Source organism: Paenibacillus athensensis, assembly GCF_004514475.2.
Lineage (GTDB): Bacteria > Bacillota > Bacilli > Paenibacillales > NBRC-103111 > Paenibacillus_AL > Paenibacillus_AL athensensis.
This window is the reverse complement of sequence record NZ_MYFO02000009.1, coordinates 50,206-69,481: the sequence shown is the minus strand read 5'-3', so window position 1 is coordinate 69,481 and position 19,276 is coordinate 50,206. Positions and strand designations below refer to the sequence as shown.

17 protein-coding genes are annotated in these 19,276 nt (G+C 58.6%); 12 read left to right on the top strand and 5 right to left on the bottom strand.

From position 1 onward, the window contains the following. Nucleotides 1-68: 68 nt before the first annotated feature. From deoB to B5M42_RS16660, 4 genes are read left to right on the top strand one after another with little or no spacing between them, the layout of a single operon-like run. The gene (gene deoB, locus B5M42_RS16675) at nucleotides 69-1,244 is read left to right on the top strand and encodes a phosphopentomutase (RefSeq protein ID WP_134754059.1); all 1,176 of its coding nucleotides are present in this window, start codon (nucleotides 69-71) and stop codon (nucleotides 1,242-1,244) included. A gap of 25 nt (nucleotides 1,245-1,269) precedes the next feature. Next, nucleotides 1,270-2,085, top strand: coding sequence for a purine-nucleoside phosphorylase (locus B5M42_RS16670; RefSeq protein ID WP_230632969.1), 816 nt, complete (start codon nucleotides 1,270-1,272; stop codon nucleotides 2,083-2,085). 22 nt (nucleotides 2,086-2,107) lie between these two features. Further along, nucleotides 2,108-2,932 (top strand): purine-nucleoside phosphorylase, encoded by an 825-nt coding sequence (locus B5M42_RS16665; RefSeq protein WP_134754055.1) that lies wholly within the window; start codon nucleotides 2,108-2,110, stop codon nucleotides 2,930-2,932. A gap of 1 nt (nucleotide 2,933) precedes the next feature. Then, entirely contained in the window at nucleotides 2,934-4,235 is a 1,302-nt protein-coding gene (locus B5M42_RS16660; RefSeq protein ID WP_134754053.1) for a pyrimidine-nucleoside phosphorylase, read from the top strand. A gap of 156 nt (nucleotides 4,236-4,391) precedes the next feature. Here B5M42_RS16660 and B5M42_RS16655 read toward each other — a convergent pair whose 3' ends face one another. Continuing rightward, the gene (locus tag B5M42_RS16655) at nucleotides 4,392-5,405 is read right to left on the bottom strand and encodes a LacI family DNA-binding transcriptional regulator (RefSeq protein ID WP_134754051.1); all 1,014 of its coding nucleotides are present in this window, start codon (nucleotides 5,403-5,405) and stop codon (nucleotides 4,392-4,394) included. On the opposite strand from B5M42_RS16655, the gene B5M42_RS16650 reads away from it, so the two are divergent. From B5M42_RS16650 to B5M42_RS16640, 3 genes are all read left to right on the top strand, one after another. Then, nucleotides 5,376-5,666 (top strand): hypothetical protein, encoded by a 291-nt coding sequence (locus tag B5M42_RS16650; RefSeq protein WP_134754049.1) that lies wholly within the window; start codon nucleotides 5,376-5,378, stop codon nucleotides 5,664-5,666. The two genes, B5M42_RS16655 and B5M42_RS16650, sit on opposite strands and share 30 nt — an antisense overlap. A 266-nt stretch (nucleotides 5,667-5,932) precedes the next feature. Then, entirely contained in the window at nucleotides 5,933-7,549 is a 1,617-nt protein-coding gene (locus B5M42_RS16645; RefSeq protein WP_134754047.1) for a cellulase family glycosylhydrolase, read from the top strand. 155 nt (nucleotides 7,550-7,704) lie between these two features. Next, the gene (locus B5M42_RS16640; RefSeq protein WP_407946128.1) at nucleotides 7,705-10,263 is read left to right on the top strand and encodes a GDYXXLXY domain-containing protein; all 2,559 of its coding nucleotides are present in this window, start codon (nucleotides 7,705-7,707) and stop codon (nucleotides 10,261-10,263) included. Nucleotides 10,264-10,474: 211 nt separating this feature from the next. On the opposite strand, the gene B5M42_RS16635 is transcribed toward B5M42_RS16640, so the two are convergent. Beyond that, on the bottom strand, nucleotides 10,475-12,205 hold the full coding sequence (locus B5M42_RS16635; RefSeq protein ID WP_134754043.1) for a fibronectin type III domain-containing protein: 1,731 nt from the start codon (nucleotides 12,203-12,205) through the stop codon (nucleotides 10,475-10,477). A gap of 266 nt (nucleotides 12,206-12,471) precedes the next feature. Here B5M42_RS16635 and B5M42_RS16630 point away from each other — a divergent pair, with 266 nt between their 5' ends. After that, entirely contained in the window at nucleotides 12,472-13,254 is a 783-nt protein-coding gene (locus tag B5M42_RS16630) for a hypothetical protein (protein WP_134754041.1), read from the top strand. 292 nt (nucleotides 13,255-13,546) lie between these two features. Here the strand turns inward: B5M42_RS16630 and B5M42_RS16625 are convergent, their stop codons facing one another. Beyond that, the gene (locus B5M42_RS16625) at nucleotides 13,547-14,497 is read right to left on the bottom strand and encodes a helix-turn-helix transcriptional regulator (RefSeq protein WP_134754039.1); all 951 of its coding nucleotides are present in this window, start codon (nucleotides 14,495-14,497) and stop codon (nucleotides 13,547-13,549) included. 102 nt (nucleotides 14,498-14,599) lie between these two features. Here B5M42_RS16625 and B5M42_RS16620 point away from each other — a divergent pair, with 102 nt between their 5' ends. The 4 genes from B5M42_RS16620 to B5M42_RS16605 all read left to right on the top strand — a co-directional run bounded on the left by B5M42_RS16620 (nucleotide 14,600) and on the right by B5M42_RS16605 (nucleotide 16,781). After that, entirely contained in the window at nucleotides 14,600-15,085 is a 486-nt protein-coding gene (locus B5M42_RS16620) for a DinB family protein (protein ID WP_134754037.1), read from the top strand. Between the two features lie 210 nt (nucleotides 15,086-15,295). Beyond that, nucleotides 15,296-15,619, top strand: coding sequence for a YnfA family protein (locus B5M42_RS16615; RefSeq protein ID WP_230632955.1), 324 nt, complete (start codon nucleotides 15,296-15,298; stop codon nucleotides 15,617-15,619). A gap of 276 nt (nucleotides 15,620-15,895) precedes the next feature. Continuing rightward, complete coding sequence (locus B5M42_RS16610; RefSeq protein WP_134754033.1) at nucleotides 15,896-16,378, top strand: DUF6530 family protein; 483 nt, start codon at nucleotides 15,896-15,898, stop codon at nucleotides 16,376-16,378. 16 nt (nucleotides 16,379-16,394) lie between these two features. Further along, nucleotides 16,395-16,781 (top strand): GIY-YIG nuclease family protein, encoded by a 387-nt coding sequence (locus tag B5M42_RS16605; protein WP_134754031.1) that lies wholly within the window; start codon nucleotides 16,395-16,397, stop codon nucleotides 16,779-16,781. A gap of 193 nt (nucleotides 16,782-16,974) precedes the next feature. On the opposite strand, the gene B5M42_RS16600 is transcribed toward B5M42_RS16605, so the two are convergent. Together B5M42_RS16600 and B5M42_RS16595 are read right to left on the bottom strand one after the other, a co-directional pair. Beyond that, entirely contained in the window at nucleotides 16,975-18,426 is a 1,452-nt protein-coding gene (locus B5M42_RS16600; RefSeq protein ID WP_134754029.1) for a sensor histidine kinase, read from the bottom strand. Next, the gene (locus tag B5M42_RS16595) at nucleotides 18,404-19,153 is read right to left on the bottom strand and encodes a response regulator transcription factor (RefSeq protein WP_134754027.1); all 750 of its coding nucleotides are present in this window, start codon (nucleotides 19,151-19,153) and stop codon (nucleotides 18,404-18,406) included. Before B5M42_RS16595 ends, B5M42_RS16600 begins: the two co-directional genes overlap by 23 nt. Nucleotides 19,154-19,276: the final 123 nt, after the last annotated feature.

The following is a 19,276-nucleotide window of genomic DNA, read 5'->3' as shown; positions in this document are numbered from 1 at the left end:
ATTAAATATTTACATTTGTTCATTTTCTGAGCTATGATGGGATTACGTTATAAAAGGAGGTTGCGAGTTTGTCTGAATACCAAAGAGTTTTTCTAATTGTATTGGACAGCGTCGGCATCGGAGCGCTGCCAGACGCCGAGCGTTATCAAGATGAAGGTGCGCATACCCTTGGACATATCGCCGCTGCGGTCGGAGGCCTGGATTTGCCGAACCTGACGGAGCTGGGTCTTGGCCGGATCGCGCCGATTCAAGGCGTCGCCGAGGTTTCCGCGCCCATGGCTCACTATGGCAAAATGAACGAGCTGTCCGTCGGGAAAGATACGACGACCGGTCACTGGGAGCTGATGGGGCTGCAGGTGGAAACCCCGTTCCAGACCTACCCCGACGGCTTTCCCGATGCGCTGATGCAGGAGCTCTCCGCACGGATCGGCCGCGGCATATTGGGCAACAAGCCCGCTTCCGGAACGGACATCCTTGACGAATTTGGCGGCTTACATATGACGAGCGGAGATGTAATCGTTTACACCTCCGCCGACAGCGTGCTGCAAGTTGCCGCTCACGAGGACATCGTGCCGCTGGAGGAGCTTTATCGCATCTGCCGAATTGCTCGCGAGCTGACGCTGACGGAGCCCAACTTCGTCGGCCGGGTGATCGCCAGACCCTTCGTCGGTCGGCCGGGCGCCTGGGAGCGCACCGCGGGCCGGAAGGACTATTCGGTCAAGCCGCACGGTCCGACCGTGATGAACGCCTTGGCCGACGCAGGCCACGCGTGCATCGCCATCGGCAAAATCTCCGATATTTACGACGGCGAAGGCGTAACGCTGTCCCATACGACCAAGTCGAACATGGACGGCGTCGACCGGCTTTTGCAGACGATGGATACCGATTTTACGGGACTGTGCTTCACCAATCTTGTCGACTTCGACGCCAAGTACGGGCATCGCCGCGACCCGCAGGGGTATGCTGCGGCGCTGCGCGATTTTGACGCCCGGCTTCCGGCCATTCTCGACAAGCTGCGCAGCGGCGACCTCTTGATCCTTACGGCCGATCACGGCAACGATCCAACGCACCCGGGTACGGATCATACGCGGGAATATGTGCCGGTGCTCGTGTTCCGCCGCGGCCTTGCAGCCGGACGCTCGCTGGGCGTGCGCGATACGTTCGCCGATGTCGGGGCCACGATCGCGGACAATTTCCGCGTGCGGCTTCCGCAGATCGGTACGAGCTTTTTGCAGCAGTTGTAAATTTACGAGCGAGGTGAACCCTTTGATAAGCACAACCATTCTTGAATCGGCCGTACACCTGCTGCCCAAATTGGGCGATTTGCGGCCTACGCTCGGGTTGATCCTCGGCTCCGGGCTGGGATCGCTCGCCGGCGAGCTGGAATCGGCCGTCTCCGTCCCTTATGAAGAAATCCCCCATTTTCCCGTCTCGACGGTGCAAGGTCATGCCGGACGATTGGTCATCGGCGAGCTTCAGGGCAAGCAAGTCATCGCCATGCAGGGTCGCTTCCACTATTACGAAGGGTACTCGCTGGACAAAGTGACCTTCCCGGTCCGGGTGATGCACGCGCTCGGCGTGCGGAATCTCATTGTCACCAACGCCGCCGGCGCCGTGCACACCGGATTGACGCCGGGCCGGCTGATGCTCATTTCCGACCATCTCAACTTCGCTTTTGACAATCCGCTGAAAGGGCCTAACGACAGCAAGCTGGGCGTCCGCTTTCCGGACATGTCGCAGCCTTATGCACCGCGCCTGCTCGACGTCGCCCGGCAAGCTGCGGCAAGCGAAGGGCTGGACGTTGCGCAGGGCGTCTACGCCATGATGTCCGGACCCAGCTACGAGACGCCGGCGGAGATTCGCATGCTCCGCCTGCTCGGGGCCGACGCGGTCGGCATGTCCACCGTGCCGGAGACGCTGGCCGCCCGACATATCGGCATCGACGTGCTCGGCATTTCCTGCATCACCAATATGGCCGCTGGCATTTTGCCGCAGCCGCTCTCGCATCACGAGGTCATGGAAACCGCCGAGCTCGTGAAAGCATCCTTTTTATCTTATATGAAAGCTATCATTTCCCGGCTTTAAATCACAGGAGGTTGGACACACCATGAATGACTTGTTGAAAAAATTGGACGAGGCCGCGGCCTACATCCGCAGCCGCATCGCCGAGCAGCCGACCGTCGGGATGATTATGGGCTCCGGCCTCGGCGTTCTGGCCGACGAAGTGGAGAACGCCGTAACACTACCGTACGAGCGGATTCCCCACTTCCCCGTCTCGACCGTCGAAGGCCACTCCGGCGAGCTCGTAATTGGCCGACTGCAGGGCAAGACCGTGCTCGTCATGAAAGGCCGTTTCCATTACTATGAGGGGTATTCGATGAAGGAAGTCGTATTCCCCGTCTATGTCATGAAGCGGCTCGGCATCGAAACGCTGATCGTCACCAACGCGGCGGGCGGGATGAATCCGGGCTTTGCGGCAAGCGATCTGATGCTGATTACCGATCATATCAACTTCACCGGCAGCAATCCGCTGATCGGTCCGAACCTGCCCGAGCTCGGGCCGCGCTTCCCGGACATGTCCGAAGCCTACAACCGCCGGCTGCGCGGCATCGCCGAGGCTCAGGCCGAACGGCTGGCCCTGACGCTGCGCCAAGGCGTGTACGTCAGCATCTCGGGACCTGCCTACTGCACGCCGGCCGAGCTGACCATGCTGACCCGGCTCGGCGGCGACGCCATCGGCATGTCGACTGTGCCCGAGGTTATCGCCGCCAATCACTGCGGACTGTCCGTGCTCGGCATTACCTGCATTACCGACATGGCGATCGGCGACCAACTGGAGCCGCTGACCCACGAGCAGGTCATGCAGGTTGCCGAGCGGGCGCGCCCCGGCTTCATCTCCTTCGTTAAAGCAATCGTCAGCGAGGTGAACTGACATGCGCATGGTGGATCTGATTGCCAAAAAAAGAGACGGCCAAGCGCTCTCCAAACAAGAAATCGACTTCATCGTTGCCGGCTACACCTGCGGCGACATTCCCGATTACCAGATGTCGGCATGGGCAATGGCCGTATACTTTCAGGGCATGACGGCGGAGGAGGTGTCGCATCTGACGATGGCGATGGCTTTTTCGGGGGATACGGTCGATTTGTCGGCGATTGCCGGCATCAAGGTCGACAAGCACAGCACGGGCGGCGTCGGCGATACGACCACGCTGATTCTGGCCCCGCTCGTCGCCGCGGCGGGCATTCCCGTCGCCAAGATGTCGGGGCGCGGGCTCGGCCATACGGGCGGAACCATCGACAAGCTCGAAGCGATTCCCGGCTTCCATGCCGAGCTGCCGATTGACCGATTCATCGACAATGTCAACACGATCAAAGCCGCGGTCATCGGCCAGACGGGGAACCTGACGCCGGCGGACAAAAAGCTCTACGGACTGCGCGATGTTACCGGCACGGTCAACTCCATCCCGCTCATCGCCAGCTCCATTATGAGCAAAAAAATCGCCGCCGGCGCCGACGCGATCGTGCTTGACGTCAAAACCGGGGCGGGCGCTTTCATGAAAGATATCGAAGAGGCCCGACAGCTCGCCGAAGCGATGGTCGAAATCGGCCGCAACACCGGACGGGCGACAATTGCCGTCCTGAGCGACATGAGCCAGCCGCTCGGCTACGCGGTCGGCAACGCGCTGGAGGTGCGCGAAGCCATTGAGACGCTGCGCGGATGCGGACCGGACGACTTGACTCGCCTGGTGCTCACCCTCGGCGCGCATATGGTCGTGCTTGGCGGCAAAGCGGCTGATTACGAGTCGGGCTATGCTTATCTGGAGGAGCTGATTCGCAGCGGCGAAGCGTTGCAGGCCCTGAAAGCGCTCGTAACGGCGCAGGGCGGCTCGGCAGACGTGATCGACAATCCGGATTTGCTGCCGCAAGCCAAGCATAGCATTCCCGTATACGCCGCCGCCGACGGCTACGTGCACGCCATCCAGGCCGAAGAAATCGGCCTTGCCGCGATGCTGCTGGGCGCCGGCAGACAAACCAAGGAATCGGACATTGATCTGGCCGTCGGTATCCTGCTGCGCAAAAAAGTCGGGGACAGTGTCAAAGCCGGAGAACTGCTGGCGATGCTGCACACCAATCAGTTGCGTGTGTCGGAGGTGGTCGGCAAAGTATTCGCCGCCTACGATATTCGCGACACGCCTTGCGAGGAGCCGCCGCTGATTTGCGGCCTGGTGCGTTAGCCCACCGCTTGTTCGGAAGCCAATCTTCGCAAGCCGACCGTTTTTCAAATAAAATAAAAAGGCCGAGCCGGGGCTTACGAGCGCCCGCGCGCGACCTTTTTTTTTCGAAAACCCAAGTACGCACATACCGGCCCTATCTGTCCCGGCAAACCGATGCTACTCCCCACGGCGATAGTCGGAGGAACCGCGAATAATAAGCTGCGAGGGGATTTCAAAAATCCGTTGTCCAGGGCCATCTTCGGTATTCATCAAATCGATCAGCTTTTCGACGATGACCGCGCCCATCTCATACTTGGGCTGATCGACCGTACTCAGCCCCGGCAGAATATAGCTGCCGATGCGGTTGTTATCGACGCCGACGACGGCCAAATCCTCGGGGATGCGCACCCCCCGCTCCTTGCACGCCTTATACACGCCCAGCGCCATTTCATCATTCGCGGCATACACGGCAGTAAAGGGCAGACCGCTGTCCATCAGGCGCTTGATCGCATCATAGCCGCCCTCTTCACTGAAATTGCCGTCTTCGACATACTCCGGCCGGAACGGCAGCTCGTGCTCCTTTAGCCCCTTCATGTAGCCCTCCAGGCGCTCCATGCTGTCCACCGCATCCGCGTAACCGCTCAGGAACACAATGTCGCGATGCCCCCGCTCCACGAGATGACGGATCACCTCTATCGAAAATTTCACGTTGTTTGTAAAAGCGCACGGAATCCGCTCGTGCTGAATATCCTTGCCGATCACGGCCAGCGAATAACCCTTGGCGGCGACCTGCTTGATTTCATCCTCCAGCAAATTCGGCGTCACCATCACCAGGCCGTCAATCGTCCGGTTCATCAGCAAATTGACGAACTCGAATTCCTTGTCCTTATTGTTTTCCGTGTCGCAAATAATAATTTTGTACTTGCGCGCATACGCCACGTTGGCGATGCCTTTAATAACCTCGGCGTAATAGGCGTTGTTCACGTCCGGGACAATCACGCCAATCGTCATCGTTTTTTGTGAGCGCAAATTTTTAGCGGCTGCGTTCGGCTGATAATCCAGCTCGTGGATCACCTTCATCACCTTCGACCGGGTGCGCGCCGTGACCGTGTCGCTGCCGTTCAGCACCCGGGATACCGTCGCTTGGGAGACGCCAGCTTTTTGCGCTACGTCGGCTATGCGAATACTCATCAATATCAACCTCGTCATCAACAGGATCTGCAGCATGCTTCTATTAGTAATGTATTCGATTTAGAAATCGATTTCAATAATTTTCGTAATTTTCGCTTAAAAATTGATTACTTTAGAAGAAATTTCCTTCATTTTGCTGAAAAAAATGCGCTTTTTGCTGGATTTCGTCGGAATCCATTTTCAAGTAAAAATCGAAAAAACGTACAAATAAACCTGAAAAATGGCCGTCTAGCCAAAGCGCAAAATATGGGATTACAATAATAATGAGCTCGGTGAACTCCGAAAAAATCAACAAGGGGTAGCTGCGCTTGAAAATAAAATCGATTTCATTTCAGAAACGAAATCCATGAAAGGAGGGGAACGAGCTCCGAAATTTGCAAATCGCACAAAATGTAAGCGCATACATTTAGGCGTCCCACGGATGCCGCAACCGACCGACCGATTGACGGAAATCGCTTTACTGCGCCCGGCTTGGGCGCCCTCATTGTGCCGCAACTCATATCTCTCATTTCAAGGAGGAATTCATAATGAAATTGACCAAACTGCTCTCGCTGCTGCTGGCTGTCTGCCTGCTGTCGGCATGGGCGCTCGTCGCCAAACCCGGCACGGCCAGCGCTGCCATCGGCGCGTCCGATTTTCTGAAAACCAACGGTACTCTGATCAAAAACAACAAGGGAGCCGGCAGCGTCGTCAGCCTGCACGGCACGAATCTCGGCGGCTGGCTGCTGGAGGAGAACTGGATGTCTCCGCTCGGCGCAACGGACGAATGGACAGCCCGCGGCACGTTGCTGAACCGCTTCGGCTCGGGAACGACCGACAGCATCTACGCCGGCTTCCAGGATATCTGGATTCAATCCAGCGATCTGGACAATATCAAAAACCTCGGACTGAACCTCGTTCGCGTGCCGATCTACTGGGAAAACCTGATGAATCGCGACGGTTCGATGAAGCCCGATTCCGTAGCGTTCCGCAAGCTCGACTGGCTGGTGACGCAAGCGCAGCAGCGCGGCATCTATGTGCTGCTTGATCTGCACGGCGTGCCGGGCAATGACGACGGCTGGCAAAGCGGCGGCCGGGAAGGCGCCAACGAAATCTGGTCGAACACGACCTACCAGAACTGGACGGTGCAAATCTGGCAGCGCCTGGCGACGCATTACAACGGCAACCCGACGATTGCCGGCTACGATCTTTTGAACGAGCCCGTCAGCAACAATGGCAACCTGTCGATCAGCCAATTCTACGATCGCTTGTACAAAGCAGTCCGCGCCATCGACGCCGAGCATATGATTTATGTCGAAGCGTTCGGCTACTGGAACAATATCGTATCCCCGTCGACGTACGGCTGGACGAATGTCGTTTACGAGCTGCATAACTACGACTGGAATTCCAACGACTATAACAGCCAAAGCAACAGCATCAACACCTGGTTCGCCGATATCGTCTGGCATCAAAATAACTGGAACGTGCCTGTCTTTGCCGGCGAGTTCACCTTGTTCGAATTTAATGATTTGTGGGAAAAATATTTGTCCGGTCTCGACGCCCTCAACGTGTCCTGGACCAACTGGTCTTACAAAGTGACCGGCGGCGGCAACTGGGGCTTGTACAACAACAACTCCAACCCGTTCCCGAACCTGAACAGCGACAGCTCGGCGACGATTTCCTCCAAGCTGACGAAATTCTCGACCAACTACTTCCAAGCCAATACCAACCTGCAAAAAATCGTTAAAGCCTACGGCGCGCTGGCCGGCACCTCCAGCCTCAAAGCGGCAGCCAACAACAACTACGTCAGCGCCGATAACTACGGCAACAATCCGCTGATTGCCGACCGCACCTCCGTGCAGGCCTGGGAGAAATTCATCGTCGTCACGAATGCCGACAATACGGTTTCCTTCCTTTCGATAGCCAACAATAAATACGTGACCGCGGATCTCAATCAGGGCGGCAAGCTGATTGCCCGCGCTCAAGGCATCGCAGGTTGGGAGAAATTCAACCGGATCAATAACAGCGACGGCACCGTTTCGTTCCAAGCTGTAGCCAACGGTCAATATGTTTGTGCCGATCTGAACACCGGCGCGCCTACGCTGATCGCCAACCGCACCAGCATCAGCGGCTGGGAGAAATTCACGCTTTCTTCCGCGCCTTAAACAGCAGGAGGTTGGCAAGCTTATAGGCAAGCCGAGGTCCCGCGCCGTGAGAACGGCCGGGGCCTTTTTCGCATGAATGCAGTCTTGTGTCCGGCGGGCGCAGCAGTGATTCAGCCATTCCGCAGCGCGGGTACAAATGACAAAGAGCGGCGTGATTGCCGGCTCTATCCGGGTACTATGGTAAAATAGTACTCTTCAGCCAATGCCGTTGCGGTACAATAGAGGACGTATCGGCTTTGTCTGAAAAGGAGGAACGACCGATGAAAACGAACGTTCAACTGGGCTATGCGCTCGGAGCCGGTTCGCTGCTTGCGGCCATCGTTTACTTTTATGCTTCCAATTGGGGGGTGATGGGCCGGTTCGCCAAGCTCTTCCCCGTTTTTGTGCTGATTGCTGCCCTGTACGGCGCGTCAGTCTGGCTGGCCCGCAGACCGGGCCGGCAATTTCTCAGCCGTCTGGCGTTATTGTCCAGCTGCCTGTTGTTCGGGGTTGGCGTTGCGCTAGTCGGACAAATTTACAATTCGCACGCCGACAGCTACGGCCTGTTTGCGGTCTGGTTCGTGCCGGCTGTGCTGTTCGCGGCGCTGACCCGCTGGCAGCCCTTTGACGTGCTGGCTTGGCTGCTGGCGTTGTGCGCTTACATGTTTTATTTCTTCCCGTCCGACGGCAGCTTCTCCTATACGGAGCTGGAGCGGATCGGCATTTTGCTTGGCCTGGCGGCGTGGAATGCCGCCTTGTACACGCTAACGGCGCTGCGGCGGCCGAATTCCCCGGTCGTGCGCTGTCTGGCGTTCATCACGGTGCACGCGCTTCTGCTGCAGATCAGCATTTCTTTTATGAATGAAGCCTACGGCTGGCTGTTCAATTTCCCGCTCGTGGCGCTGCTGGCGGCGGGCATCTGGCACTTTCACCGGACGCGCAACAAGCTTTATCTGCTGCTCAGCGGCATCGGCGTATCGGTCTTTGCCGTCGTCAAGTACGGCGAGCTGCTGTTTCATTATGCCAACGAAGCGTTCATGCTGTTCAGTTTGTTGTTCGTCGCGCTGTTCATCGCCGGCAATGTGCTGTTCCTCAAGTACATCCTGCGCTTTGCAGGCGGACAGGACGAAGCGGAGGGCCGGCCGCCTGTGCAGGAAGCAGTCGCGGAGCAGGAAGTCGATCCGCGAGAAAAGGGCGGCGAGCGCAAAGCTTCAGCCGAACGCTCCGTGTACTTTGGCTGGGTAGCCCGCGTGCTGACGGCAGCGGCCATCGCCGTCGGCACCGTCATCGGCACTGCCAGCCTGATCGGTCTGCTGGTTGTGGTGCTGAATATCGATGATCCGCGCAACATTCTCGTCTTTCTTGGCATTGTCGTGCTGGCGGCGATGATTGCGGCCCGTCACTTGAATCCGGTCGTGCGTTATACGCTGGCGACGATCAGCCTGATCGTTGGCTCGCAGTCGGCGCTGCTGCTGGACCACGCTTCCTACTCGCTGCCGGCGCTGCTCATTCTGCTTGCCATGATCGCCGTCGGCTGCTGGTATAACGCGGGCCTCTTGCAGCGCTGTTATTATTGTGTGGCCGGCGAGCTGCTGCTGTGGCAAACGGTCCATGAGCTGTTGCCCGTGCGCAGCGCAGCTACCCGACTTGCCGTCACGGGGCTGATTCTCGGTCTGCTGGCGCTGAGCGCTGCCTTCAAGCGCATGCCGGAATCGCTGCGCAAGCCGTTGTTGATTTGCGTGTATCCGGGCTGGCTGCTGAGCTTTTTTGCCCTGACGTTTGCTGTGGAGGGTGCGGCGTATTACGCCTGCAATTTCGCTTTTCTGGCTGTGTCAACGGCGGCGCTGTTTATCAGCCACGTTTACCGTCAGAGGGCGATCTATACGAGCAGCCTGATTTTGTGGATCGCGTTTCTCGTGTACAAATATTATGAAACGGTGTGGAAGCTGCTGCACAAGTCCTTCAGCCTTGCTGCGCTGGGCCTGCTTATCTGGCTCGCTACGGCATGGCTGGAGCGGCGGTATGCGCGGCGGGCTGCGCGCGGCGACGGTGGCGACAGCGCGGCCGATGGCGGCGTTGGCGGTGGCGCGGCCGCTGGAGTTGCGGCAGCAGACGGCGATAGCGGCGCGGGCGGCTGGACGGGCGCGATGGACGCGATGGGCGCAGCAGGCGTGAATGGCGCGGCCAATGCGGCCACGGGTGCGAACAGCGCGGCCGCAAGCGCGGCCGGGGCGGCAAAGCACGCCCGCCGGCGGCTGTGGGCTGCAGCGGGGCTGACCGCGCTGCAGCTGGTGTTTCTGGCGGCGCAAATCGCCGGCAGCGAATGGCAGCTGAGCCACGGGCAGCGAATCAAGCTGGAGCTTGCGCCGCTGGACCCGCGCTCGCTGCTCCAGGGCGATTATGTGCAGCTGCGCTATGACATCACGGAGCCTGCGCAGCTGCCCGAGTCGGCGCGAGCGGCGCTGGACCTGAAGCCGCGGGCGGCGCTGGTGCTCGCTCCCGATAGCGGCGGCGTCTGGCGGTTCCAGCGGCTGTACCGCACCGACGAGGCGCTTGCGCCTGGTGAGGTGCGGATCAATGGCCGCTGGACCGGCTACGCCGGGTTCCGCTTCGGGATCGAGACGTTTTTCGTGCCCGAGGGCACCGGCGGCGATGTGCAGCGCGATGCGCGGTTTGCCGAGGTGAACGTCTCGGCATCCGGCGACGCGCTGGTGGTACGCCTGCTGAAGCAGTGAGGGCTCGCGAGCCCTGCTCGTAGCGGGCGAAGCACACGTTGCTACAGGATTTTGAAATTCGCGCCAAGACTTGTGCGCATGACGAAAAAAGATGCTTCCAGCCCCGTTAGGATCGGGGTTGCGGAAGCATCTTTTCATTTTTTTTGCCGGAATGCCTGCCTGATTGATTATCTAGCTTTCGGACAGGAACAGCCCTTTGTTATGATGCCGATCAAGGCATCGAGTTCAGGAACGGTTTGACCGTGTTGGCAAAGTTGTAGCTGCTTGTCGCATCCCAGTTGACCGACCACGTCATAGCGCCGCGGAACGAAGGGTATTTGGCAACCGGCTTGTAGGAGCCGCAGCTTGTGCCATTGGCCAGACATGACAGCGCGTTGTTGACGACGGTCGGGCTCACATAACCGCCGCCTGCCGCGGAAGGAACCGCCGGCAAGCCGAGGCCGAGCTGCGAAGGCGCAACCCATTGCAGCGTCAGGTCGGAAAGCGCCGTGAGGAAATCAACGGTGCCCTGCGAATAACATTTGCCGTCGCGGCCAAGCATACAACCGGAGTTGTAGTACTGAACGTTGATGACAGTCGTAATATCCTTGAGGTTGTTGTACAGCTGCATGTATGACGTGCCGGAGCTTTGCATATCGATCGTTTGCGGCGCCATCGTCAGGATGAAGCCGGAGCCGACTTTTTGCTGGAGCTGGCGTACGGCGTTGGACAGGTTGGCGACGTTCAGGCCGTTCTCCAGATCGATGTCGATGCCGTCAAAGCCGAACTGCGTAATCAGGCCGTACATGCTGTTGACAAAGTTCGTCACGTTCGGGGAAGCGCTACCAAGGTTGACGTTGCCGTTTTGACCGCCGATGGAAATGATGACTTTTTTGCCTTGCGCGTGCTTGGCTTGAATATCGCTGATCAGGTTGGCGTTCGTGTAGCCGCCCAGCGCCGACGAAAGACCGGAGTCCACGTTAAACGTAACGCCGCCCGGCTTGCTCGGATCCATGTCGGCGAAGGCGACGACGATAATATCATAATTGCTTGGCACTGCGCTCAGCTTGAGGTTTGTCGAACCGTTGACGAAGTTGTGCCAGTAGCCGGTCAGCGTATGCTTGGGCAATCCGCCGCCGCCCGTCGTGTTCGTGGTTGCGCTGACGGCGGAGCTGGCGCCGGACAAGTTGCCTGCGGCATCCTTTGCTTTGACGGTGAACGAATAGGTCGTGCCAGACGCCAGACCGCTGACGGTAGCCGTTGTACCTGTTACGCTGACGGCCAATGTCGAGCCGTTATAGACGTTGTAGCCCGTCACGCCGACATTGTCTGTCGAAGCCGACCACGACAACGATACGCTGGACGTTGTTGTGCCGGTTACCGTGACGCCGCCCGGTACGGAAGGCGCCTGCGTGTCGCTGCCGCCCGTCGTATTCGTCGTGGCGCTGACCGAAGCGCTGGCCGCCGATACGTTGCCTGCCGCGTCCTTGGCTTTGACCGTGTACGAATATGTCGTACCGGCGCTCAGGCCCGTGTTCGTATACGACGTGCCGGTGACACTGCCGACCAGCGAACCCCCGCGGTAGACGTCATAGCCGGTTACGCCGACATTATCCGTCGAAGCGTTCCAGGCCAGTGAAATGCTGGAGGTCGTTGTGCCTGTTGTATGCAGGTTGCCCGGCGCAGACGGCGCTTGCGTGTCGCCGCCGCTCGATACAAAGCCCCACAATGCCGGAACGACCGGCGGCTCCCAGCCGGTAAGCGATGTATGCGCTTGAATACATGTATATGTGCTGCCTCCATAGGTCACCGTATCGTTGACGGCATACGCCACATTCGGTGCCCACGGCCCGCGGTTGGCAGCCAGCGCCATCGACGGCAGCAGCGCAACCAGCAAAGCCGCAATCAAAAACAGCGACAGCAGCCTTTTCGTACCGTTCGGATCTTGTGAAAATTTTCTCATTTAATTCCCTCCTTAGCGATTCAATATGGTCTTCAGCCTGCACATCCGTACCGCAAAGCGCTTCTCGTCTGCCGATGCCGTAAGCCGCTTGCTTCGCGAACCCCGCCTCCCTTTCCGCGGCCTGCCTTCGCATCGCCCTGCTTCTATTGGAGGTCTGCGCCTACTTCCATTTTTGACCACCTCTGGAGCGTCAGCAAGGTAGAAATATTGATTCTCAGGGATAATATTCTATACTAGAGCTATAACCCTGAAAGGCGGAGCGATTTATGGTCCCTGCATTCATCCTTTCCCCCGAGGCATTTAACGCTTTTGAAGACGAAAGCGAGCAAATCGAGAAATGCAAAGCCTGGGGGCTGCTGTCCGAGAAGGCGGCGAAAACCAAGGCGTTTTATTACAAAAACAGCGGGATGAGCCTCACCTGCACGATCGCCGGCTACATCGACGATATGACCGCCGTGATCCGGTTTGAGAACGGCGCCCTGCACTGCATCCATCCTTCCTATCTGAAGGAGATGCAGGCTTCTACCTTCGGCGCGAAAAACGCCGCGGCGTCCGAAGACGCCGGAGCCGGCCCGGCCGGCGCGGAAGCGGACAAGCCGGAGGCGTCCGTTCTGGCGCAAGCGGCTGACAGCGGTACGCCGGTTGCCGATGATGACGGCGCCGATGAAACGCCGCCGGCTCAAGCGCCGAAGGCCAAGGCGACCAAAGCGGCTGCGCCCAAGGAAAAGGCGAAAAAAGCGTCCAAGCTGGAGCTGCCCGAAGGCAAGGTGAAAATGAAAGCGACGGTGAAGGAATTCGCCAGCGTGCCGAATCATTTTACCGAAGAAGACGACGAGGTCATCATTTATGAAGCGGTCTCCCTTGAGGAAGATCCGCCGGTCGAGATCGGCACGGCTTGGTCCAGTCATAGCGCCACGCTGAAAAAGCTGGAGCTGGAGGTGGGCGACACGCTTGCGTTCGAGGGCAAAATCGTCGCCAAAAAGCTGACCAAGCACCCCGTCCCTTACAAAATCAACAATCCGGCCAAGCTGCAAAAGGTAGACACCTGACAGCTCGCTTTACGCTCAGGCGGACTTGGGCGGCCCTAGGCAGACCTGCGCGGACCTGGGCAGACCTGCGCGGATCTGGGCGGACTCGCGCTCCGCGCGTGGCAGGACGGGCCAGCCGTCGCATGGCCTGCATGGCTTGCATGGCGCGGGGACGGCTTGACGGCGGAACGCTCGCACCGGACCGCGACGGATTCGGCGCAACATCAACAAAGGACCCTGATTCCGCAAAATGGCGGGATCAGGGTCCTTTTGACATTGCACATGGCGCTCGCAAGCTCATACAAACGCGCCCTTATTCATATTTAGCCAAAATCCCGCGCAGCAGCGCCTTCATGGACGCAATCAGCTCCGGCGGCTGCACCACCGTCACCTCGTTGCCCATGCCAATGAAGTACTTGGCGAAAAACGTCAGGTCGCCGCAGGGGATTGCGCCGTCCAGCCAGCCCGTGCCGTCCTCGCGTACATTCACGGTGCCGCGCCAGGCCGCGTCGGTGCGGCAGCGCTCCACGCCCTCGCGGGTCAGCTCGGCCTGGCAGCGGATGAAGCGGCGCTCGGCCGCGGCTTGATCCTCCCAGTTGTCGAGATGAATGTGCGCCAGATCCAGCGCGTTGCGCTGCACAGGGTCGGGGACGGCATCGTGAATCCGGTCGCAGCGGAACAGCCGGAAGTCCTTGCGCAACAAACAATAGGCCGGACAATACCACAAGCCGTTGCTGGCGTATATGCCGACGGGCTGAATGCGGCGCGTAGAACGGCTACCGTCCGGCGATTCATATTCAACCGCCAGCGTTTGTTGGCGAATGGCCGCATGCAGCAGCAGCGCCAGATGCGGGAACGGCGTCTGCTGCGTCGGCGCGCGGAAATCGACGCGATGCCGCATCTGATCGATGCGCTCGCGCACGTCGGCAGGCATATAGGAATAAAATTTACTCAGCACCGAGGAAATTTCCGCAGCAAATGGCAAAAATACATAATGCCGCAGCGCGTGGCTGGCGAAAAAAATCGCCACGGCTTCCTCCTCCGTGAACGCAATCGGCGGCAGCATCCGTTCGTTCAGCACGCGGTAGCCGCCGTGCGGACCGACCTCGGCATACAGCGGCACGCCAAGCTCGCTCAGCTCCTGCAGATCGCGTTGCATCGTCCGCGAGGAGACGCCGAATTCGCGGGCCAGCTCCTTGACGGTAAACGTTCTTTTTCGATTGACGGCCATGATCAGTTCGATTAAACGCTTGGATTTGGGCATACAAGCTCCCATTTATTTTTTAGGATTGTGACAATAACTGTCACTATTATACGCTAGAATAAACTGTGAACCTACTTTTTTTCAGAAATGGAGCGAATCCCGATGCCAGCCACACAGGAAATGAAGCAGCTGCTTCTCGAAGAATTGACGCTGATTGTCAACACCACCTCGCGATTGATCCGCAAAATCTCGCCCGAGCACTGGGATTACCGCCCGCAAGAACGCATGCGCTCGCTGCTGGAGCTGACCCACCATCTCGTCTCTGTCCCCGCGACAGACCTGCTGATCCTGCAGGAGCAAAGCGAAGCCGAGCTTCGCCAGTTGGAAGCGGAAATCGCGGCCGATACGGACACAGAGAAGCTGATCGACCGGATGACGGCCGGCGCTTACGACGTGAAGCTGTATATGGAGAGCTTGAGCGAGGAGGATTTTTTGCATCGCCGGACCAAGCCGTTTTATTTGGAGCATGGCAGCGTGCAGGCCAAATGGCTGATTGAGATCGTCACGCACGCCCAGCATCACCGCGCGCAGCTGTTCACGTATATGAAGACGCTCGGCTATGAAATCAATATGTTTGACTTGTATTAGAAGCGTGAAGCTTGTGAAAAGACACCGCCGGCAAAGCCGGGAGAATCTCTCTCCGGCCTGCCGCCGGTGTTTTTTGAGTTTGATGCGCGGGCAGCGATGCTTATTTTCGATAGGCAGACCCGCGCAACTCCACTATACTGGAAGCAAAGCTAACAGATGACTTGCCGGCGTTGTCGCCGCAAGGCCATTGAAGAAAGGAGCGCAAAACGCGTGAAAGCGGCATGGTTGTTTATTGCGGCCGGCTTGGCCGAAATCGGCGGAGGTTATCTGGTCTGGCTGTGGCTGCGGGAGGGCCGGTCGGTAACGTATGGCATCGTCGGCAGTTTGGTGCTGGTTGCGTATGGCGTCTTGCCGACACTGCAAAGCTTTCCGGCTTTCGGTCGCGTGTACGCTGCATATGGCGGCGTGTTCATTGTGCTGGCTGTGTTATGGGGATGGCTGGTCGACCGCAAAGCGCCTGATTTGTACGACTGGCTGGGCGCTGCGGTTTGCTTGCTTGGCGTAGCCATCATGCTGTGGGCGCCGCGGCAATAGCCGACAGCGCCTATGCATGTGGGCAGATCAGGCGGAGGGCTTTCCGCTTAATGGACGGCCGCTTGCCTGGCAGGGCGCTGGCGCGCTGAGCCGGCACAACAGGCGCGCGACTCCCGGAGCGCGGTGCCGGCCGGACGGCGGCTGTCAGGACATGGCGGACGGCCGATGGTTGACTTTTAATAAACCGTGAGCTAAGATAGATTTTGTTGGTTAGTAATTTAGTAAATTACTGAATGAAATTTGCATATAACTTTTGACAAAGTGAGGGATACCCTGATGAATATACCTACTACGCTGAAGCACAAGCCGGTTATTGTCTCCGAGAATTACGAGCACGTGGACGGGCGCTATGCCGAGAACTCCGACGCCAAAGGGCTGTCGCTGGGACTGGCCCAATGGAACGACCGCGGACAGGTCGATATTTCAGCCAAGGTCTGGCGGCATACCGGCGAGAAATGGTCGCGCCAATCCGAGGAGCTGCCGCTGCACCGCGTGCTGGATCTGGCGATTCTCGTGTGCCGGACGATGCTGCATTTTCGCGAGGACGCCTATCGCTACAAGGAGCTTTACGATACCGAGAATCCCGTCCTCGACCGCATCGGCCTGCAGGGCGATGCCATGACGGTTGCCGTCTGCACCGATAACGAACGAATCGCCCAAGACATCAAGCTGTTCAGCCAGGCGCTCAGCAATGACGACGAGCTGAACGGCGAACGGCTGAGCACCCTGTCGCGGCTGTTGAAGGACATGGGCTATTAGAAACGGAGGGAGCCACGTGACACTGGACAAGAACCGCAAAAAAGAGCTGGCCTCGACCTATACGCAAACGTTTCGGCCGATGGGCGTCTACCAGCTGCGCAACGTCCGCAACGGCAAAGTGTACGTCGATGGCAGTATGGATCTGCCCGGTACGCTGAACCGCTTCAATTTTTGCAAGCAAATGAACAATTGTCTGCATCATGAAATCAAGCAGGACTGGGCAACGTTTGGTCCGGAAGCGTTCGTCTTCGAAGAGCTGGACCAGATCAAGCCACGCGAGGAGCTTGCCGGCGATCCCGCGGCGGCCAAGCAGTACCGCGAAGAAGTCGACGCGCTGCTGGAGCTGTGGCTGGAGAAGCTGGAGCCCTATGGCGACAAGGGGTATAACAAGCTGAAAAGGTAGAGGCTTGAAGACGATAAAGAATGGCCGGATCAGGCAGCGCAGGGTTCTCCTCTCGTTGCCGGACGGCAATTGGTTGGTTGGCCGTGCCGGATGCACGACAACCCGAACAGGCGTATGGGGAACGACTCCTATACGCCTGTTTTCTTTTTTAGCAGGACCAGCCCTTCGACTTTCACCTCTGCATGTCTGGGGCTTACCCGCCCGCCGCCGCAAAGCCGAGTGTAATGGCCGCGCCGCCCCCCTGTACGTTCCCGGCCGTAATCCGGCCGCCGCAGCGTTCGACAATGGCGCGGGCAATCGCCAGTCCCAAGCCCGATTCGCCGTCTTTGCCCTTCATAAATCGCTGGAACAAATACGGCAACAACTCCTCGGCAATGCCAGGTCCGTCGTCGGTGACGGCAATCTCAATTCCTCCGGCCGTCGGACGCGCCTGAATCGCGATCTCGCGGCGGGCGTGACGAATGGCGTTTGATACGATATTCAGCAGCGCCTGCAGCAGCTTGTCCTGATCGCCTTGAATAATCAGCTCCTCATCGGCCTCGCAGATCAGATGCAGCTTCAGCCCGCGGCGGACGAGCAGCGGATTGACCCGCTCCGCCGTTTCTGCAAGCAGCTCCTTAACGCCGACTTCGCTCATTCGAAAAATATGCTCCTCGCTGTCCAGCTTGGCCAGCAGCGTCATTTCCGTCACGATATTGGTCATGCGCCCGCTTTCGCTAAGAATAATATCCAGCCCTTTGCGTGCCTCCTCCCCCTCGAAAACCCCGTCGCGGATGCCTTCGGCGTATCCGGCAATCGACATCAGCGGCGTTTTCAACTCGTGCGAAGCGTTCTGGACGAACTGCTTTTGCACGTGAATGAACTTGTTCAGCTCGCCCGCCATGTCGTACACCGCCTGCGCCACAGCGCCAATCTCGCCGCCTGTGCGGATCAGCTCGACCTCGGCGAAGCTGCGGGCTTTGATTTTGCGCAGCTCGGTACGCAGCCGAACCAGCGGATTGATCAGCCGCTTGGTGATCAGCAGGCTCAGCCCGAACATCAGCGCGCTGCCCGCTCCGAACACCAGCAGCAGCCGGACCAGCAGCTCCCGCTCAATTGCCTTGATTCTCGTCATCGGCGTAAACAACGTCAGCGTGCCTTGCGGAATCGGGTTGGCCTGTACGAGAAAGGTTTCGCGGCTGCTCGCTCCAGTCGTACCGGACACCGCCATTGGAGCCGCGCCGGCTACTTCAGCAGTATGAAGAAATGCAATCGGAGCCGTTACTGGCGAGGCGTTATTCTCAGCAGCAGCGGCAGGAGCAGCAGCGCGAATCGCTACGGGCAGCGCCGGCACCGGGGCGGCCAATTCCGACAGCACATTGCCGGCATCGTCGGTAATGACGGCCTGGATGTCGGCATACGCCGGAATGACGAGATCCCTCAAGGCGGCGGTACCTCCGGCAGCGGCCGTCCCCTCGTTCAGCACGCCGATTGTCGTCGCCCGCTGAAAGGTTTCGGTCAGCGACGCGCTCATCGTGCGCATATCATTTTTTTGCGTATCGATAAAATGGTTCAGCAGCACGTAATGAATAACGACGGCGGTAATGGTCAGCATCAGCGCCAGCGATACGCCGAATGCCAGATTAATTTGATGGATGAGCTTCATGGGACACCTCCGCTTTTTCCACGCGCATCCGGTAGCCGTGACCCCAGACGGCCTCAATGGGCAGCTGCTCGATTTTTTTGCGCATGCGTTTGATCAAATGGTCCACGGCGCGGTCGCTGCCGAAATAATCGTTGCCCCATACGAGCGTCAGCAGCTCGTCGCGCGTAAACGCACGGTTAGGGTTATCCACAAACACTCTTAACATCTCGAACTCTTTGTTCGTCATCTCGACCTCGGCGTTTTGCCAGAACACGCGCCGCTCCTCCAGCAGCAGCCTGAGCGGCAGCGAACAGGCCGAAGCCGCCTCTATCGCTCCTTGCGGCTTATCCGCCGCGCCCGTCCCGGCCTCCTGAAACTTCTCCCAGCGCTGGAATTGCCGCTTGATGCGGGCAACCAGCTCGCGCGGACTGAACGGCTTGACCAGATAATCATCGCTGCCCAGCTCCAGACCCATGATTTTATCGACATCATTGTCTTTGGCAGAAATCATGATGATCGGCACGTCGGCTTCGCTGCGGATGCGCCGGCACAGCTCATAGCCATCCATTCCCGGCAGCATGATGTCGAGCACCCACAGGTCCGGCGGCTGCTCCGTGCGGAGCGCCCAAGCGGCTTCGGCGCTTTCCAGGCCGATCGTGCGGTAATTTTCTTTTTTCAAATACGCCTCTACCAGCGCGCGGATGTGTTCGTCGTCGTCAACAATTGCAATCAAATATGGACTCGGCATGCGGCTTCCTCCCGCTTTCTTCTCCCCTCCATTATAAAGGAACGCGCAGGGTAAAAGGGGAATGCCATCGTTTTTCCATAATTCAGCCGCAGTTCTGCCACCTCTCGCCCTTATTCTGGAGCT

Excerpts from the sequence above, each read along its gene's own strand:
- B5M42_RS16620 (WP_134754037.1), top strand. The coding sequence starts at position 14,600 with ATGCCAGCCACACAGGAAATGAAGCAGCTGCTTCTCGAAGAATTGACG.
- B5M42_RS16645 (WP_134754047.1), top strand. The coding sequence starts at position 5,933 with ATGAAATTGACCAAACTGCTCTCGCTGCTGCTGGCTGTCTGCCTGCTG.
- B5M42_RS16625 (WP_134754039.1), bottom strand. The coding sequence starts at position 14,497 with ATGCCCAAATCCAAGCGTTTAATCGAACTGATCATGGCCGTCAATCGA.
- B5M42_RS16660 (WP_134754053.1), top strand. The coding sequence starts at position 2,934 with ATGCGCATGGTGGATCTGATTGCCAAAAAAAGAGACGGCCAAGCGCTC.
- B5M42_RS16595 (WP_134754027.1), bottom strand. The coding sequence starts at position 19,153 with ATGCCGAGTCCATATTTGATTGCAATTGTTGACGACGACGAACACATC.
- B5M42_RS16600 (WP_134754029.1), bottom strand. The coding sequence starts at position 18,426 with ATGAAGCTCATCCATCAAATTAATCTGGCATTCGGCGTATCGCTGGCG.
- B5M42_RS16665 (WP_134754055.1), top strand. The coding sequence starts at position 2,108 with ATGAATGACTTGTTGAAAAAATTGGACGAGGCCGCGGCCTACATCCGC.
- B5M42_RS16610 (WP_134754033.1), top strand. The coding sequence starts at position 15,896 with ATGAATATACCTACTACGCTGAAGCACAAGCCGGTTATTGTCTCCGAG.
- B5M42_RS16630 (WP_134754041.1), top strand. The coding sequence starts at position 12,472 with ATGGTCCCTGCATTCATCCTTTCCCCCGAGGCATTTAACGCTTTTGAA.
- B5M42_RS16635 (WP_134754043.1), bottom strand. The coding sequence starts at position 12,205 with ATGAGAAAATTTTCACAAGATCCGAACGGTACGAAAAGGCTGCTGTCG.
- B5M42_RS16655 (WP_134754051.1), bottom strand. The coding sequence starts at position 5,405 with ATGAGTATTCGCATAGCCGACGTAGCGCAAAAAGCTGGCGTCTCCCAA.